A 16,019-nucleotide genomic window follows, 5' to 3' on the forward strand; every position below is an offset into this window, starting at 1 on the left:
CCAACCGCTTGCTCCAAACATCAAGAGCTTCCAATGAACATATCCAAATTCTTCATCGACAGGCCGATCTTCGCGGGCGTGCTATCGGTATTGGTTCTGCTGGCGGGCGTGATTTCGCTCTTCAAGCTGCCGATTTCCGAGTACCCGGAAGTGGTGCCGCCGTCGGTCGTGGTCCACGCGCAGTATCCGGGCGCGAATCCGAAAGTGATCGCGGAAGCCGTCGCTTCGCCGCTCGAAGAGCAGATCAACGGCGTCGAGAACATGCTGTACATGCAGTCGCAGGCAAATAGCGACGGCAATCTCACGCTGACGGTGACGTTCAAGCTCGGCACCAACCCGGACCTCGCCACGCAGCTCGTGCAGAACCGCGTGAACCAGGCGCTGCCGCGTCTGCCGGAAGACGTGCAACGGCTCGGCGTGACGACCATCAAGAGCTCGCCTACGCTCACCATGGTGGTTCACCTGATTTCGCCGAACGACCGTTACGACATGACGTATCTGCGCAATTACGCGCTCCTGAACGTGAAGGATCGCCTCGCGCGAATTCAGGGCGTGGGCGAGGTGCAGTTGTGGGGCTCGGGCGACTACGCAATGCGCGTATGGCTCGATCCGCAGAAAGTCGCGCAGCGCGGCCTGACGGCGACCGAAGTGGTCAACGCGATACGCGAGCAGAACATTCAGGTGGCGGCCGGCGTGATCGGCGCGTCGCCTTCGGTGCCGGGCACGCAATTGCAGTTGTCGGTGAATGCGCGCGGCCGTCTGAAGACGGAGGGCGAATTCGGCGACATCATTGTGAAGACTGCGCCCGATGGCGGCGTAACCTATCTGCGCGACATCGCGCGCATCGAACTGGCGGCGTCGGAATACGGGCTGCGTTCGCTGCTCGACAACAAGCCGGCGGTTGCGCTCGCAATCAATCAGGCGCCGGGCGCGAACTCGCTTGCGATTTCGGACGAAGTGCGTTCCGCAATGAAGGAACTCGCGCAAGACATGCCGGCGGGCGTCGAATACAAGATCGTCTACGACCCGACGCAGTTCGTGCGTTCGAGTATCGAGGCGGTGGTGCATACGCTGCTCGAAGCCATCGCGCTGGTGGTGATCGTCGTGATCGTGTTCCTGCAGACGTGGCGCGCGTCGATCATTCCGTTGATTGCCGTGCCTGTGTCGATTGTCGGCACCTTCTCGCTGCTGCTTGCATTCGGCTTCTCGATCAATGCGCTGTCGCTGTTCGGCATGGTGCTCGCCATCGGGATCGTGGTGGACGATGCGATCGTCGTGGTGGAGAACGTCGAACGGAACATCGAAAACGGACTCAGCGCGCGTGATGCAACCTATAAGGCGATGCAGGAAGTGAGCGGGCCGATTATCGCCATCGCGCTCACGCTCGTTGCCGTGTTCGTGCCGCTCGCCTTCATGACGGGCCTCACGGGCCAGTTCTACAAGCAGTTCGCGATGACCATCGCGATCTCCACGGTGATCTCCGCGTTTAACTCGCTGACGTTGTCGCCGGCATTGTCCGCGATGCTGCTGCGCAGCCACGGCGCGAAGGAAGACTTCCTGACGCGTGTGATGAACCGCGTGCTAGGCCGCTTTTTCAAGGGCTTTAACAAGGTGTTTCATCGTGGCTCCGAGGGTTATAGCCGCGGCGTGACGGGCGTATTGCGCCGTAAAGGCGCGATGCTCGCGGTGTACGCGATCCTGGTTGGCGCAACGGTGCTGATCGCGCGTATCGTGCCGGGCGGCTTCGTGCCCGCGCAGGACAAGGAGTACCTGATCGCATTCGCGCAATTGCCGAACGGCGCGTCGCTCGATCGTACGGAAAAAGTAATCCGCGACATGAGCGCAATCGCGCTCAAGCAGAAGGGCGTGGAAAGCGCGGTGGCGTTTCCCGGTTTGTCGGTGAACGGCTTCACTAATAGTTCGAGCGCGGGCATTGTGTTCGTCACGCTCAAGCCGTTCAAGGAGCGCGGCGACAGGAAGCTGTCGGCGGGCGCGATTGCGGGCGCGTTGAATCAGCAGTACGGCGCGATCAAGGACTCGTTCGTCGCCGTGTTCCCGCCGCCGCCGGTGCTCGGTCTGGGTACGCTCGGCGGCTTCAAGATGCAGCTCGAGGATCACGGCGCGCTCGGTTATGCGGAATTGAACAAGGCAGCGGAGGCCTTCGTGAAGAAGGCGGCACAAACGCCCGAGCTTGGCCCGACCTTCTCGAGCTATCAGATCAACGTGCCGCAACTGAACGTGGACCTCGACCGTGTGAAGGCGAAGCAGCTCGGCGTGCCGGTCACGGACGTGTTCAACACGATGCAGATCTATCTGGGCTCGCTGTATGTGAATGACTTCAACCGCTTTGGCCGCGTGTATCAGGTGCGGGTGCAAGCGGACGCGCCGTTCCGTCAACGCGCCGACGACATCCTGCAACTGAAGACGCGCAACTCAGCGGGCGACATGGTGCCGTTGTCGTCGCTAGTCACGGTCACGCCGACGTATGGTCCGGAAATGGTGGTGCGTTACAACGGCTATACGGCTGCGGACATCAACGGTGGGCCGGCACCCGGGTTCTCGTCGGGCCAGGCACAGGCCGCGGCTGAACGCGTGGCGGCGGAAGTTCTGCCGCGCGGCGTGAAGCTCGAGTGGACCGACCTGACGTATCAGCAGATTCTCGCGGGCAATGCAGGTCTGTGGGTATTCCCGATCAGCGTGCTGCTCGTGTTCCTCGTGCTCGCCGCGCTGTATGAAAGCCTGACGCTGCCGCTCGCGGTGATCCTGATCGTGCCGATGAGCGTGTTGTCCGCGCTGACCGGCGTGTGGCTCACCGGCGGCGACAACAACATCTTCACGCAGATCGGCTTGATGGTGCTGGTGGGCTTGTCGGCGAAGAACGCGATTCTGATCGTGGAATTCGCTCGCGAACTCGAACACGACGGACACACACCGCTCTCGGCGGCGATTGAAGCGAGCCGCTTGCGTCTGCGGCCGATTCTGATGACCTCCATCGCGTTCATCATGGGTGTCGTGCCGCTGGTGTTGTCGACTGGAGCCGGTTCGGAAATGCGTCATGCAATGGGTGTCGCGGTGTTCTTCGGCATGCTCGGCGTGACGCTGTTCGGGCTCATGCTGACACCGGTGTTCTATGTGGTGCTGCGTACGTTGGCCGGCGGGACGATTCATGTCGCGCAGAAAGACTCGCCGCGCATTGGTGCGCCGGTCACGGACGCCTGAGGAGAGAAAGAACAATGAAACGCTTTGAGATTTTGAGTGGATGGGGCCGTGCGGCAGCGAGCGGTTTGCTGCTCGCGCTGCTCGCAGCCTGTTCGGTGGAGCCCACCTACAAGCGTCCCGAAGTCGATACGCCGGCTGCCTTCAAGGAAGCGCCGGTCGCCGCTTCGGGAACATCCGCCGCATCCGCGCAGGACACGGGCACGTGGAAAACAGCGCAACCCGCCGATGATGCGCATCGCGGCGAATGGTGGAAGATTTTCGGCGACCCGCAACTCGATGCACTCGAAGAGCAGGCGGCCGCCGCAAATCAGGATCTGAAGGCCGCAGCGGCGCGCGTGCAGCAGGCGCGTGCGGTGACGCGGGCAGCGAAGTCGGACTGGTTCCCGAAGTTCGACGCGGGCTTCGGCCCGACGCGCGAGCGCGCGTCCGCGGCGTCGCAATTGCAGCCTGACAGCGTGGGCGGCACGACGGGCACGATCTGGCGCGCACAGGTTGGCGCATCGTATGAGGCGGATCTGTTCGGGCGTGTCGGCTCGAATGTGAACGCCTCGCGCGCGGACGAGCAGCAAAGCGAAGCGCTGTTCCGCTCGGTGCAGTTGTCGCTGCAGGCCGACGTTGCGCAAAACTATTTCCAGTTGCGCGAACTCGATGCCGACCAGGACCTGTATCGCCGCACGGTAGCGTTGCGTGAAGACACGCTCAAGCTCGTCGAGCGCCGCTTCAAGGAAGGCGACATCAGCGAGCTCGACGTGTCGCGCGCACGCAATGAACTCGCGAGCGCACGCGCCGATGCGGTGGGCGTCGCGCGTCAGCGTGCAGCGTCGGAACATAGTCTTGCGATTCTGCTTGGCAAGCCGCCGGCGGAATTCTCGTTCGCGGAAGCGCCGCTTGCTCCGGTCACGGTGCGCGTGCCGCCTGGCTTGCCTTCGGCGCTGCTGGAACGCAGGCCGGACGTGTCCGCGGCCGAGCGCGCCATGGCGGCGGCGAACGCACGCGTGGGTCTCGCGAAGTCGGCGTTCTTCCCGAAGCTCGATATCACCGGTGCATTCGGCTATGAGTCGGCGACCCTCGGCGATCTGTTCATGTGGTCGAGCCGCGCGTTCATTCTCGGACCGCTCGCGGGTACCGCGCTGACAGTGCCGATCTTCGACGGCGGCCGGCGCAAGGCCAATCTCGCGCAGGCTCGCGCGCGCTACGATGAAGACGTCGCGCAGTATCGTCAGCAAGTGCTCGTGGCGTTCCGCGAAGTGGAAGACAACCTGGCCGATCTGCGTCTGCTCGACGATCAGATGCGCGAGCAGAACAATGCCGTGCAGGCGTCGCAGCGCGCCGCGCGTCTGTCGCGTACCCAGTACACGGAGGGCGCGGTCAGCTATCTGGACGTGATAGACGGCGAGCGGCAAGTGCTCAGCACGCAACTGCAGGCGAGCCACTTGCAGGGCACGCAAGCGGTGGCGACAGTGAACCTGATTCGCGCGCTCGGCGGCGGCTGGGGTGATGCGACGGCATCCGGCACAGCGGTGGGGTCGGCTGCTCCGGCGGCAATGCCTGCTTCTGCCGCAGTGGCCGGAGAACAAGTGGCGAAACGCTAAACGCCAGGCTCGTCTGCCGCGGCATTGAGTGTTGAAACAAAACCGGACTGCGCCGTAAGCGCGCGGTCCGGTTTTTTTATGCACAAATCGTTTTTCGCGCTTTCCTTTCGAAAATCCCTTCGTAGACCCGCACGCATCGTGGCCACTATGATGGTTCGCACCTTGGCGCAGGCTGCCGGTCAGGCTCGCCGCCAACCCATCACATCGTCAACAAGAGTCCACCATGCGTATTTTCCTTTCCGACACGCGGCGCTTTTTCCTTGCGCCGACGCTCGCGCTTCTCAGCGCATTCGGTCTTGCACTCGCTGTGCCCGTCGCGGCCGCGTTTGCGGCGGATGCGACGACGCTGAAGATCGGCACCGCCACCAGCCCGCAAATCGAGGCTCTCAAAGTCGCAGTGCGCGAGGCGAAAGAACAGGGGCTCGACGTCAAAGTGATTGAATTCACCGACTGGAACACGCCGAACGCGGCGCTTGCGAACAAGGACATCGACGTCAACTACTTCCAGCACATTCCGTTTCTCGAGAATGCGAAAAAGCAGGGCGGTTATAACTTTGTTGCGATTGCCCCAGGCACGATCATGAAGATCGGCCTGTATTCGAAGAAAATCAAACGTTTCGACGAACTGAAAGACGGCGCAACGGTGGCAATCGCGAACGACCCCGTCAACGGCGGACGCGGTTTGTTGCTCCTGCAACGAGCGGGGTTGATCAAACTCACGCCGGGCATCGACTATCGCGCCACTACGCTCGACATTACCTCGAACCCGAAGCATCTGAAGATCATTCAGCTCGAGGCATCGCAACTGGCCCGTTCACTTGACGACGTGGACCTTGCACAGGGTTACCCGAGCTTCATCAAACTCGCCGGCACGACGGACCCGAACAGCGCACTGCTGTTCGACGGTCTCGAGAACAGGAACTACGCGATTCAATGGGTCGTGCGTCCGGAGAGCGCGAACGATCCGCGTATTCGCAAGTTCATTTCGATCTATCAGCATTCGCCGGCCGTGCGCGCCGCGCTCGACAAGGCATTCGGCAACCTGTACGCGGTCGCCTGGTAAGCGGCGCCTTTCATACTGAAGAGAACGACAGGAGTCGCGCGATGCAGAAGAAAAAGATCTTGCTGAACGCATTCAACATGAATGCGGTGGGCCACATCAACCACGGTTTGTGGACGCATCCGCGAGACCGGTCTGCTCATTACACGGATCTCGACTACTGGACGAGTCTTGCGCAAACGCTCGAACGCGGCAAGTTCGACGGCATTTTTCTCGCGGACATCGTGGGCGTGTACGACGTTTATCAGGGCGGCCCCGACACGCCGTTGCGCGAAGCCGTGCAGATTCCAATCAACGATCCGGCGCTGATCGTACCGGCCATGGCGCACGTCACGCGGCATATCGGCTTTGGCGTCACGTCGAATCTCACTTACGAGCCGCCGTATCTGTTCGCGCGCCGTATGTCGACGCTCGATCACCTCACTAAGGGCCGCGTCGGCTGGAACATTGTGACGGGTTATCTGGACAGCGCCGCGCGCGGCATGGGCCTCGCGCAGCAGATCAGTCATGACGACCGTTACGACCGCGCCGACGACTATATGGATGTGGTCTACAAGTTGTGGGAGCAAAGCTGGGAAGACGACGCAGTGGTACGCGACCGCGACGCGCGCATCTTTTCGCAGCCGGGCAAGGTGCATCGCGTGAAGCATGACGGCCCGTACTATTCGATCGACGCGATTCACCTGAGCGAGCCTTCGCCGCAACGCACGCCGGTCTTGTATCAGGCCGGGTCGTCGAGCCGCGGTGTGGATTTTGCGGCACGTCATGCGGAATGTGTGTTTGTCGGTGGACAGAACAGGCAGTTGACGCGTTCTATTGTCGACGACATTCGCGCACGGGCCGTGAGCTATGGGCGTGCGCGAGACGACATCAAGGTCTTCGCGGGCATCACCGTCGTGGTCGGCGAAACGGAGCGCGCCGCGCAGGAGAAATTCGCAGAGTACCGGCGTTATGCCAGCGCGGAAGGCGGTATCGCGCATTTTTCGAGTTCGACAGGTATCGACTTTTCGCAGTACGCGCTGGACGAGCCGATCTCGTATGTGAAGACCGACTCGATGCAATCCGCGGTCGAGGCCATTTCCAAAAAGAGCGTGAGCGGCGTGTGGACAAAGCGCAAGGTACTGGAACAGATGACGCTGGGCGGTCGCGCGAAACCCGTGGTCGGCTCGCCGCAACAGATCGCGGACGAACTGGTTTCGTGGATCGATGAAGCGGGCGTGGACGGATTCAATCTGACTCGCACAGTCATGCCGGAATCGTTCGAGGACTTCGTGGACCTCGTCGTGCCCGAGTTGCAAAACCGCGGCGTCTATAAGGAAGATTACGACCCTGCCCCGACTTTGCGCGAGAAGCTGTTCGGCGGCGGCCGCGCGCGTTTGCCGGAGGTACATGCCGGCGCACAGCATCGCCGCCCGCAAAGCGGCGTCAAGCAAACCGTGGAAGCCTGACAGGGAGCGAAACCATGGCCACTCTTTTCGACGTACCGCAGTTCATTGAAGACGCGCCGTCGCTTGCAGCCGATCGTCGTTCGAATGCAGCGCCGACGCAGGCAGTCGTGGTATTCGACAACGTAGCGAAAGTGTTTGCGGACAAGCGCGGTGCTTCGACTACGGCTCTCGCGGACGTCACGTTGAACGTCGCGCGCGGCGAGGTCTTCGGCATTATCGGCCGCAGCGGCGCGGGCAAGTCCACGCTGCTGCGGCTCGTGAATGGCCTCGAAAAACCGAGCTCAGGAGCAGTGCGGGTGAACGGCGTGAATGTCGGCGAACTCGATGAACGTGGACTCGTCACGCTGCGCCGGCGCATCGGCATGGTGTTTCAGCACTTCAATCTGTTGTCCGCAAAGACAGTGCGCGAGAACATTGCGTTGCCGCTGAAGATTGCCGGCGTGCCGAAAGCGGCGATCGACAAAAAGGTCGACGCGCTGCTCGAACTCGTCGGACTTACGGCAAAGCGCGACGCTTATCCAGCGAGCTTGTCGGGCGGACAGAAACAGCGCGTGGGCATTGCGCGTGCGCTCGTTACGGACCCCGACATTCTGCTGTGCGACGAGGCTACGTCCGCACTCGATCCCGAAACGACGCAGGCGATTCTCGCCTTGCTGCGCGACATCAACCGGCGGCTGAATCTGACCGTCGTCTTGATCACACATGAAATGCAGGTGATTCGTGAGGTGTGCGATACGGTCGCCGTGATCGAACGTGGCCGCGTAGTCGAAACGGGACCGGTGTGGCGCGTGTTCGGCGCTCCGCAGCACGACGCGACGCGAGCGCTGCTGCGCACGCTGGTGCACGATTTGCCGGCGGATCTTGCCGAGCGCGTGAAGCCGCTCGCCGATATCGCGCAAGCCGACGCCCGGATTCTGCTCGACGTGCGCTTCACTGGCGACGATGCACACGACCCCGATCTCGCGGGCCTCGCGTCCGCGCTGAGCATCGAGGGCAGCAGCGTGAGTTTCGTGCATGGCGGCATCGACAGGATTCAGGGCCATGCGCAAGGCCGCCTTATCGTGTCCGCACAGATGCGTGCTAGCGGACGCGCCGCGCTGCATGCGCAGATTGCCGCATTGCTCGAACGCGCGCGCGGCCACGCGAATCATGTCGAGGTGCTGGGCTATGTCTGATCTCTGGCTTTCCGAACTGGTCGGCGCGATACGCGATACGCTGGTAATGGTCGGCGTATCCGCAGTGATCGCGGCGCTCGTCGGCATTCCGCTGGCGCTCGTGCTGGTCACCACCACGCGCGGTGGCATCTTCGAAAAACGTGCGGTGAACAGCACGCTCGGCGCGCTGGTCAATGCGTTTCGCTCGACGCCGTTCATCATTCTGCTCGTCGCGCTGCTGCCGCTCACGCGTTTCCTGATCGGCACGACCATTGGCGTATGGGCGGCCGTCGTGCCGCTCAGCATCGCCGCCATTCCGTTTCTTGCACGCGTGGCCGAAGTCAGTTTGCGTGAAGTGGACCGCGGCCTGATCGAAGCAGCGCAGGCAATGGGCGCGCAGCGCCGGCATATTGTCTGGCATGTGCTGTTGCCCGAGGCGCTGCCGGGCATTGTCGGCGGCTTCACGATCACAGTGGTGGCGATGATCGGCTCTTCTGCGATGGCGGGTGCGGTCGGCGCCGGCGGCCTGGGCGATCTCGCGATCCGCTACGGTTATCAGCGCTTCGACACGACGGTGATGGTCACGGTGATCGTACTGCTCATCGCAATCGTCACTACCGTGCAACTGGTGGGCGACCGCTTCGTGCGGCGGCTCGCGCAGCGCGCCTGATGTGCGACGCGGCAGGCCATGTGCGCTGATCCGACGTCGGCCGCCAAGGCGCGCTTTCGCATGACGAATAGCGCCGCTCCTATCGGTTGATGGCGTCACCGCCTATCATGAAACCTGCTGACGACGCGTGCGCGATTTTCGCCGCGCTCGTCCGGTCTGCTCTGGTTGTTCGTCCTCGAAACGTCATCACGTGGATACAGCATGAACGATTCTGGTCACGCCGGCGCGCTGCACACGCGCGAGGCGTCCGCCGTGCCGGCGGCGCGCGATCTCGCCGGCTTGCTTGAAGCATTGCATGAAAGCGCCGCCCAACGCGATCTGGCCGGCGGCCACGCCGCGCAGGAAAAACAGTGGATTGCCGACGCCGGTTTGCTCACGCTTGCCGTGCCGCGCGAATTCGGCGGCGAAGGCGCGTCGTGGCCGGACATCTACGAGATCATTCGCAAGATCGCGCGAGTCGACAGCGCGCTCGCGCATCTGCTCGGCTTCACGTTTTTGCAGGAAGTGAGCATCTATGTGTGGGGCAATGACGCGCAGCGTGAGCGCTACCTGAGCGGCACAGTGAAAGAGCGCTGGTGGTGGGGCAATGCGGTGAATCCGCTGGATACGCGGCTCGTTGCAACCGCAACTGACGACGGCGGTTATCTTCTGAACGGCGAGAAGGGCTTTTGCTCAGGCACGCGCGGCTCGGAAATGATGACCGTTTCCGCGCAGGACCCACTGTCCGGCACCACCATATTTGCAGCGGTGCCGACCGCGCGCGAGGGCATCATCGTCAATGAGGACTGGAATCCGATCGGCCAGCGGCAGACCGACAGCGGCAGCGTTTCTTTCACGCGGGTCAGAGTGGAACCGGACGAAGTGCTGCAACGCGCCGATACACCGTACGCGAGTTTGCGCACGCTCGTCTCGCAGCAGGTGATGACGAACCTGTTCGTCGGCATTGCTCAAGGCGCGCTGGAGGAAGCGCGTGCGTATGTCACGCAGAACGGCAAACCGTGGCTGACCTCGGGCGTGACCAGGGCCACCGACGATCCGTATCTGATCCAGCGCTTCGGCGAAATGCGCATCCAGGCGGTGAGCGCCGAGGCGTTGGCGGTACGCGCGGCACAGGCGCTCGATGCCGCGTGGCGCGAAGGCCCGTCGCTTTCCGCCGAGGCGCGTGCGCATGTGGCGCTCGCCACTTCGGAAGCGAAAATCGTCGCGCACCGCGCGGCGCTCGACGTCAGCGAAAAACTGTTCGATGCCTGCGGCGCGCGTGCAACGCACGGGCCGCTCGCACTCGACCGCTTCTGGCGCAACGCACGCGTGCACACGCTGCACGATCCGCTCGACTATCGCGTACGCGACGTCGGCCGTTATGCACTGAGCGGAACATTGCCGGAGGTTTCTTTGTACACTTGAGGCGGTCCGCGGCGCAGCCAGTCTGCGCTGTTTCATCCATCCTCAAGAGACTCACGGATTGCAGTTCAAACTACCGACCACCGCAACCGCGCCTTTTTGCCCGTCCGAGGTGCAAGGCTCGGTCGCCGTCTCGCAAGGCGCGCCTTTCTGGAAAAAGATCCTGCAGTTCGCGGGTCCAGGCCTGCTGGTTTCGATCGGCTATATGGACCCGGGCAACTGGGCGACCGACATTGAAGCCGGCTCGCGTTACGGCTACAGCCTGCTGTTCGTGGTCATGCTCTCGAGTCTCGCGGCAATGGCGCTGCAATGTCTGAGCATGCGTCTTGGCATCGTCACGGGTCGCGATCTGGCCGAGTTGTCCAAAGCGCGCTATTCGCCGGCCGTCGCGCGATTTCAATGGCTGCTGGCCGAGTTGTCGATCATCGCGTGCGATCTCGCGGAAGTGCTCGGCGGCGCGCTCGCCTTCCACCTGCTCTTCAAGTGCTCGCTCACTACGGGCGTGCTGCTCACGGCATTCGACACGCTCATCGTACTGGGCCTCAAGGGCAAGAACTTCCGCGATCTCGAAGCAATCATGCTCGGGCTGATCGCGACCATCGGCGTTGGTTATATCGTCGAGCTCGCGCTGGTGAAGCCGCATTGGCCGTCGGTGGCGCAAGGGCTGATTCCGTCGTGGCAGGCGCTGAATTCCCGCGAGCCGATGTATCTCGCGATCGGCATTCTCGGCGCGACTGTTATGCCGCATAACCTGTATCTGCATTCGTCGATCGTGCAGACGCGCGCTGTCAAACGGGATTCCGCGAGCATTGGCTCCGCAATCGGCATGTCGCGCATCGACACCATTGTTTCGTTGCTGCTCGCGCTGATGATCAACATGGCGATCCTGATTCTCGCGGCCGCCGCCTTCCATGCGACCGGTCATGACCAGGTCACCGAAATCGAAGACGCCTACAGGCTGCTCGCGCCGATTGTCGGCACCGGCTTCGCGGCAGTGCTGTTCGCGATTACGCTGCTTGCATCGGGGCAAAGTTCGACCTTCACCGGCACTGTGGCGGGGCAGGTCATCATGGAGGGCTTCCTGAACCTGAAGATTCCCTGCTGGCAGCGGCGCTTCATCACGCGCGCGCTCGCGTTGATTCCCGCGTTGGTCGGCGTGCAGATGCTCGGCAACGGGGCGGTCGGCAAGCTGCTCGTCGCGAGCCAGGTGGTATTGAGCCTGCAATTGCCGTTCGCGCTTTATCCGCTGATCCGCATGACGGGCGACCGTTCGCTGATGGGCGAGTTCGCGAATACGCTTGTCACGCAAATCGTCGCGTGGTCGCTGTTTGCGGTGATTACCGCGGCGAATCTCTGGCTGGTGTTTCAGACGGTGGGACTGGTGGACTGACACTGGTTGCCGTCGCGCGGTCGATTGCAACGTGCCGCCTGAAACAACCAAGCAGCGTCACGCAACACAGGATCAAACAAAAAAGTCCGCGCAGAAATCGTTCTGAGCGGACTTTTCTTTGAGGCTTCGGTACGAATCGGGGGACCAGCCGTCATCGCGAGTGAGGCGAGTCGCCTCTATCAGGCGGCTTCGGCGACCTGGGTTGCTTCGATTGCTTCCTGGCGAGCGGCCGCGGCCTTCTTCGTCTTGCCGGCGCGCGAAGGCGGCTGACATGCGCCGCACACGACGTTGTGCTGCAGATCGTGCTTGTGCGCGACGAACTTGCCGGTGCAACGGCAGCACTTCGTCAACTGCAGAATGTCGGCGTCGAAGAAACGCACCAGTGTCCAGGCGCGCGTCAAGTCCAGCACCGGTTCGGTTTCGCTGTGCTTGCAGTGCTCCAGATACAGCCGATATCCCTTCGTGAGCGCGTCGAGATGCGAGCAGCGCGCTTCGTTCTTCAGGAACAGGTACGTGTTATAGAACAGCGACGCGTGAATGTTCGCAAGCCACGTCATGTACCAGTCCGCCGAAAACGGCAGCATGCCCTTGGGCGGCGATACGCCCTTCACCTCGCGATACAGGCGGATCATGCGATCGCGCGAGAGCGTCAACTCGCTCTCCAGCACCTGCATGCGCGCGCCCAGTTCGATCAGCGCGATGGCGCGAAAAACTTCTTGTGCGTCTTCCGTCAGGCTACGCTTTTGCATCGCGGTCACCTCGATCAGGCAAATTGCTCGGCGGGCTGGCCTGCAAGCAGGATGGCCGCGTGAGTCGGTGCAACTGCGGTGTGCTTCGTCGTTTGCGTCAACGCCGACAACATCGAGTGGTCGTTGAAGCGGAAGAAACACAAAAGCTGATCGGAAGAGGCCAGCTTGACGATCTGCGCGAGCGACAGCCCGGCAAGCAGATCAGCCAGTTCCGACGACAAGCCGAGGCGGAACATGCCGACCGGTTTGTCCTCACGCAACATGCGTTGCGCGAGCATGATGTACGACAGGTTAATCTCGCGGATTGAGTCCAGCGTCTCGCTGCTACGGTCCATTTTCTCTGTTTCCGAAGCCCCGAATTACTAAGTCGGCTTTTCGCCGTTATGTCTCTTGTGCCTCGCCGAAAACGTTGTCCTTCGGCTACGGGTCACCCCTTACAGATGGCGACCATTTGATACATCGCGTTACATTTCGTAACAGCTTGGGACGAATTGTATGAAGGGTAAAACAAGAAATCAATCCCTTCTCGAAAAAATATATCGAAAAGATGCATCAAATTTCGGTAACAATTTCACAGGCCTGTAATAGAGCATGCTACGTGGGTTTTCGGCCACGTAGGGGCCTCGTTTGGTCCATGAAAACCCTTGTGGGTGGGCGCCTCGGCGTCTCGTCCGCGCAACAGCCATTGGTTGTGCACACAACCGGTAAATAAGACTGAATGAACGAGAAAGGGAAACCCCAATGTCTGTCGTGTAATTAATACCGCATTCTTTTCGCGCTTTGGGGACAAATCGGAGTTGTAACTGGGTGAAGTGGACCCAGTTACAAACAGAGGTACTTTGTAACTTATGGGTAAGGATCAGCAGCCGGTGCTGCGCACGCGCTCGACCTCCAGCCCGAAGGCGGGCCGCAGACGCGTGCCGAGCACGTTTCCAGCAAAAGCGGCGACGAGCCACAGCCAGCCGTGGAGGCTTCCCGAGATAATGCCGCTGAAGTAGGCGCCGATGTTACAACCGTAGGCGAGGCGCGCCCCGTAGCCGAGCATCAGGCCGCCGACCACCGCCGCGATGAGCGAGCGCCCCGGCACCTTCCAGACCGGCGCGTAACGCCCGGCGAGTGCCGCGGCGGCCATTGCGCCGAGGATGATGCCTACGTCCATCACCGTGGTGACGTCATGTGTAACAGGCGCTGCGAGCGCGCCCGCGTTTGCTCGGGTCGCCCAGTACGGCCAGTTGGCGACGTCCACGCCTAGCGCGGCAAAGAGCTTGGCGCCCCACAACGCGAACGCGGACGTGACGCCCCACGGGCGGCCCGACAGCGCGAGCGTCGCGAAATTGAGCAGCACGAGCGCGATCGCGCCGACAAAGAGCGGCCACGGCCCTTGCAGCCACGGCGAGGCGCGCGGCGCTCGCGTGGGCTCGTTGACGAGGCGTCCGTGCCGGCGCCGTTCGACGAATACGGTCAGCGCCGCGATGGCCGCGAAAATGGCCAGATTCAGTGCAATCGCGGCGCCCGCGCCGAGCGTATTGACCATCGACAGCGGCTTCAACGACGGTAGTGCGGTCCAGAACGGCATGTGCGCGGTCGCCACGACCGAGCCGGTTACAAATGCCGCGAGCGTCACGATCATCCGCGTACTGCCGCCGCCGACCGTGTAGAGCGTGCCCGACGCGCAACCGCCGCCGAGCTGCATGCCGACGCCGAACATGAAAGCCCCGACCAGCACGGAGGTGCCGGCGGGTGCCACCAATCCGACGACCGGATGCCCGAACAGGCTGCCCGAGGCCAGCGTCGGGAAGAACAGGACGACGCCTATGGCGAGCATCAGCATTTGCGCGCGAAGCCCGGCGCCGCGGCCGTCGGCGATAAATACGCGCCAGGCCGACGTGAAGCCGAACGCCGCGTGATAAAGCGACATGCCGAGCAGCGCGCCGACTATATACAGCGCGGCCTGACGGCCGCTGACCGCTTGCGCCAGGTAGACGGCGCCCAGCGCGATGAGTAGAAGCGCCGCGGCAAGCGGTTTCCAGTTGAGATCGAAGCGGCGGAGCGGGCGGCGGGAGAGGGAGGTCGAGAGGTCGGACATGATGAATGGGCGGACGGGCCGCGCGTGGTGATGGCTTGCGGGTGTTGTTTCGCGATGGGGCTGGGCGCTGGGGCAAACGCTCACGCCAGGCGCTCAGGCTTGGCCTTCAGTCGAGGCCTTCAGTCGAGGCCCTCAGCCCAAGCCCTCAACCGAGGCGAATAAGCGATGTGAATCAAAAAAGATAGCACGTAGCGCCTGATCGCGCAGACGAGCACGCCCTCAGGCGCCGCCAGCTGTCTGTTCGACGGCGGCCCCGTCCGCGCGCTGCTTCCCCGCGGAATCCCGCAAGACTGCCGCAGTTTCCGGATCAGCCGGAAAGAACGCTTCAATCGCGAGTTCGGACAGCGTCACGTCCACCGGCGTACCGAACACCGTCGTCGTGCTCAAAAGCGACAGTACGCCGAGCGGCGTGCGCAGCCGCAGTGGTACCGCGATCTGGTTGAGCGGGCTGTCGCCGGCGTCCGGTGCTTCGGCGCCGGCCGGGGGCGGGTAGGCGGCCAGTTCGTCGCGCAAGGCGCTGAGCGTGTCGTCAGCGCTTACGTCGATTTGCCGTTGCAGCCGCGCAAGTACATGTTCGCGCCACGCGTGCCAGTTGACGATCGACGAAGCGATGCCATCCGGATGCAGGCTCAGGCGCAACGCGTTGACGGGCGGCTTCAGCAAATCGGGACTGGCGCCCGCCAGCAGCGGCGTGAGCGCATTGTTGGTGGCGACGATCGTCCAGTGACGGTCGATGGCAAGTGCGGGATACGGCTCGTGGCCCTTCAACACGAGTTCGACGGCCTCGCGCGCGGCGCTCAGTTGCGGATCCGACAGCGGACGCTCGCGAAACAGCGGCGCGTAACCTGCTGCGACCAGCAGCGCGTTGCGTGCGCGCAGCGGCACGTCGAGGCGCTCGGCGAGATGCATCACCATTTCGCGGCTCGGCATCGCGCGGCCGGATTCGACAAAGCTCAGATGCCGCGTCGAAATGTCGGCTTCGGCGGCGAGCAGCAATTGACTCATGCGTCGACGCTGGCGCCATTCGCGCAGCAGATCGCCGACGCTGCGGCTAGCCGTGGATGGCGCGGCAGGAGCGCCTTGCGTAAGAGAAAGTGTGTTCATGCCGCCGATGATAGCCAAAGCGCCGCGGCAATCCATTACCTGTGACGTAATCGACTCACGTCGCGCAAACCGTGAATCTTCACTCCGAGCCCGCCGCACCCGACCCGTGTGCCGAGCGTAGCGCTCATTCAAGTCAAAGGAGCAGG

The 16,019-nt window shown here is 62.6% G+C and carries 12 protein-coding genes; 8 read left to right on the forward strand and 4 right to left on the reverse strand.

Features of this window, described 5'->3' with window-relative positions; all coding sequences use genetic code 11:
- The first annotated feature begins 33 nt into the window (after positions 1-33).
- The 8 genes from A3AC_RS0101995 (at position 34) to A3AC_RS0102030 (ending at position 11,934) form a co-directional block, all read left to right on the forward strand.
- Positions 34-3,219, forward strand: a complete 3,186-nt coding sequence (locus A3AC_RS0101995; RefSeq protein WP_025596799.1) for an efflux RND transporter permease subunit — start codon at positions 34-36, stop codon at positions 3,217-3,219.
- A 14-nt stretch (positions 3,220-3,233) separates the two neighbouring features.
- Complete coding sequence (locus A3AC_RS0102000) at positions 3,234-4,811, forward strand: efflux transporter outer membrane subunit (RefSeq protein ID WP_025596800.1); 1,578 nt, start codon at positions 3,234-3,236, stop codon at positions 4,809-4,811.
- A gap of 223 nt (positions 4,812-5,034) precedes the next feature.
- The gene (locus tag A3AC_RS0102005; protein WP_025596801.1) at positions 5,035-5,874 is read left to right on the forward strand and encodes a MetQ/NlpA family ABC transporter substrate-binding protein; all 840 of its coding nucleotides are present in this window, start codon (positions 5,035-5,037) and stop codon (positions 5,872-5,874) included.
- A 41-nt stretch (positions 5,875-5,915) separates the two neighbouring features.
- The gene (locus tag A3AC_RS0102010; protein ID WP_025596802.1) at positions 5,916-7,319 is read left to right on the forward strand and encodes an LLM class flavin-dependent oxidoreductase; all 1,404 of its coding nucleotides are present in this window, start codon (positions 5,916-5,918) and stop codon (positions 7,317-7,319) included.
- Between the two features lie 14 nt (positions 7,320-7,333).
- Positions 7,334-8,494: a methionine ABC transporter ATP-binding protein gene (locus A3AC_RS0102015; RefSeq protein WP_025596803.1), complete on the forward strand. Its 1,161-nt coding sequence runs from the start codon at positions 7,334-7,336 to the stop codon at positions 8,492-8,494.
- Complete coding sequence (locus A3AC_RS0102020; RefSeq protein ID WP_025596804.1) at positions 8,487-9,143, forward strand: methionine ABC transporter permease; 657 nt, start codon at positions 8,487-8,489, stop codon at positions 9,141-9,143. The genes A3AC_RS0102015 and A3AC_RS0102020 overlap by 8 nt, the downstream gene beginning before the upstream one ends.
- 201 nt (positions 9,144-9,344) lie before the next feature.
- On the forward strand, positions 9,345-10,547 hold the full coding sequence (locus tag A3AC_RS0102025) for an acyl-CoA dehydrogenase family protein (RefSeq protein ID WP_025596805.1): 1,203 nt from the start codon (positions 9,345-9,347) through the stop codon (positions 10,545-10,547).
- Positions 10,548-10,605: 58 nt separating this feature from the next.
- On the forward strand, positions 10,606-11,934 hold the full coding sequence (locus A3AC_RS0102030) for an Nramp family divalent metal transporter (protein WP_025596806.1): 1,329 nt from the start codon (positions 10,606-10,608) through the stop codon (positions 11,932-11,934).
- Positions 11,935-12,113: 179 nt separating this feature from the next.
- Here the strand turns inward: A3AC_RS0102030 and flhC are convergent, their stop codons facing one another.
- From flhC to A3AC_RS0102050, 4 genes are all read right to left on the reverse strand, one after another.
- Positions 12,114-12,683, reverse strand: coding sequence for a flagellar transcriptional regulator FlhC (flhC, locus tag A3AC_RS0102035; RefSeq protein ID WP_013342731.1), 570 nt, complete (start codon positions 12,681-12,683; stop codon positions 12,114-12,116).
- 14 nt (positions 12,684-12,697) lie between these two features.
- Positions 12,698-13,018 (reverse strand): flagellar transcriptional regulator FlhD, encoded by a 321-nt coding sequence (gene flhD, locus A3AC_RS0102040; protein ID WP_006052742.1) that lies wholly within the window; start codon positions 13,016-13,018, stop codon positions 12,698-12,700.
- Between the two features lie 524 nt (positions 13,019-13,542).
- The gene (locus A3AC_RS0102045; RefSeq protein WP_025596809.1) at positions 13,543-14,769 is read right to left on the reverse strand and encodes a YeeE/YedE family protein; all 1,227 of its coding nucleotides are present in this window, start codon (positions 14,767-14,769) and stop codon (positions 13,543-13,545) included.
- Positions 14,770-14,988: 219 nt separating this feature from the next.
- A complete protein-coding gene (locus tag A3AC_RS0102050; RefSeq protein WP_232231879.1) occupies positions 14,989-15,873 on the reverse strand; it encodes a helix-turn-helix domain-containing protein in 885 nt (294 codons plus the stop codon).
- Positions 15,874-16,019: the final 146 nt, after the last annotated feature.

Origin of the sequence: Burkholderia sp. WSM2230 (assembly GCF_000472445.1) — a bacterium.
Classification (GTDB): domain Bacteria; phylum Pseudomonadota; class Gammaproteobacteria; order Burkholderiales; family Burkholderiaceae; genus Paraburkholderia.

What these genes read in the sequence shown, in the direction of transcription:
- A3AC_RS0101995 (WP_025596799.1), top strand. Translation starts at nt 34, where the DNA reads ATGAACATATCCAAATTCTTCATCGACAGGCCGATCTTCGCGGGCGTG.
- A3AC_RS0102000 (WP_025596800.1), top strand. Translation starts at nt 3,234, where the DNA reads ATGAAACGCTTTGAGATTTTGAGTGGATGGGGCCGTGCGGCAGCGAGC.
- A3AC_RS0102005 (WP_025596801.1), top strand. Translation starts at nt 5,035, where the DNA reads ATGCGTATTTTCCTTTCCGACACGCGGCGCTTTTTCCTTGCGCCGACG.
- A3AC_RS0102010 (WP_025596802.1), top strand. Translation starts at nt 5,916, where the DNA reads ATGCAGAAGAAAAAGATCTTGCTGAACGCATTCAACATGAATGCGGTG.
- A3AC_RS0102015 (WP_025596803.1), top strand. Translation starts at nt 7,334, where the DNA reads ATGGCCACTCTTTTCGACGTACCGCAGTTCATTGAAGACGCGCCGTCG.
- A3AC_RS0102020 (WP_025596804.1), top strand. Translation starts at nt 8,487, where the DNA reads ATGTCTGATCTCTGGCTTTCCGAACTGGTCGGCGCGATACGCGATACG.
- A3AC_RS0102025 (WP_025596805.1), top strand. Translation starts at nt 9,345, where the DNA reads ATGAACGATTCTGGTCACGCCGGCGCGCTGCACACGCGCGAGGCGTCC.
- flhC (WP_013342731.1), bottom strand. Translation starts at nt 12,683, where the DNA reads ATGCAAAAGCGTAGCCTGACGGAAGACGCACAAGAAGTTTTTCGCGCC.
- flhD (WP_006052742.1), bottom strand. Translation starts at nt 13,018, where the DNA reads ATGGACCGTAGCAGCGAGACGCTGGACTCAATCCGCGAGATTAACCTG.
- A3AC_RS0102045 (WP_025596809.1), bottom strand. Translation starts at nt 14,769, where the DNA reads ATGTCCGACCTCTCGACCTCCCTCTCCCGCCGCCCGCTCCGCCGCTTC.
- A3AC_RS0102050 (WP_232231879.1), bottom strand. Translation starts at nt 15,873, where the DNA reads ATGAACACACTTTCTCTTACGCAAGGCGCTCCTGCCGCGCCATCCACG.